The organism is Alloalcanivorax mobilis, from assembly GCF_002864685.1.
GTDB classification, from domain to species: Bacteria; Pseudomonadota; Gammaproteobacteria; order Pseudomonadales; family Alcanivoracaceae; genus Alloalcanivorax; species Alloalcanivorax mobilis.
In genome coordinates, this window is record NZ_NMQZ01000082.1 from 1 (window position 1) to 971 (window position 971).

At 56.6% G+C, this 971-nt stretch carries 1 protein-coding gene; it reads left to right on the forward strand.

The window, feature by feature from the left end; translation table 11 throughout:
* Nucleotides 1-877, forward strand: an 877-nt coding sequence (locus CGS25_RS18845; RefSeq protein WP_101676407.1) for an Rpn family recombination-promoting nuclease/putative transposase, incomplete at its 5' end; no start/stop codon positions are given.
* Nucleotides 878-971 lie beyond the last annotated feature (94 nt).

The following is a 971-nucleotide window of genomic DNA, read 5'->3' on the forward strand; positions in this document are numbered from 1 at the left end:
GCTCGGATTTGTTAAGGAAAACTGGATCAAGGAACTGGATCTGGACTCTCTGGAGAAGGTCTCCGAGAGCTTCGTTTCCGATGATCTGCGAAGTCGCCATAATGATGTGATCTGGCGGGTGCGTTGGCGGCAGCGGTGGGTCTATCTGTATTTGATGCTGGAGTTCCAGTCCACCGTCGATTACTACATGGCGGTCCGGCTGCTGAGCTACATCGGGCTCCTGTATCAGGATTTGATCCGGCGCGGCGAGGTGAAACAAGGTGGTGCGCTGCCATTAGTGTTGCCGATTGTTTTATACAATGGCAAACGTCGTTGGCGGGCGCCCACCGCATTACGCGGGCTGTTCGATTGGATGCCCGCGGCATTTGCCCGTTATGTACCGTTTTACCACTTCGTGCTGCTGGATGAGGGGCGGCTGAGTGAACCTGATTTTCCGAAGGGGAAAAACGTGGTCGCCGCTGTGTTCCGAATGGAGCAAAGTAACTCTCCAGAGGAACTGCTGAATGCAGTGCGACTTTTGGTAAGCTGGGTGCGGGAACCGGAACAGGAAAGTTTGCGCCACGGCATCATCGAGTGGTTGCACCGGCGAGGTGAAAGCCTCGACCCGTCGTTGGATTGGCAGAGCATATACAGCTTGGAGGAGGCCACCATGCTCGAAGACCGGATTAAGGAGTGGAAAGCACAATATCGCCAGGAAGGTCGGCAAGAGGGTTCAACCGAAGAGGCCCGCCTCATTCTGTCCCGCTTTCTCTCCCGACGGTTCGGCCCGCTCCCGTCGGATATGGAACAGCGCTTGGAGCAGGCTCCGCTGGATCAGTTGGAGAGCTGGATCGATCGGTTTTATGACGCCGGTTCGTTGGAGCAGGTCTTCCACTAGGGAAAGGGGGGCGGAGGCCAACATCTATTCCGGCCTGGTGTGCCCTCTGCTGCGCTTTCCGTTCAGCCCCTGTTTGACGACAATTAGCCTGGCC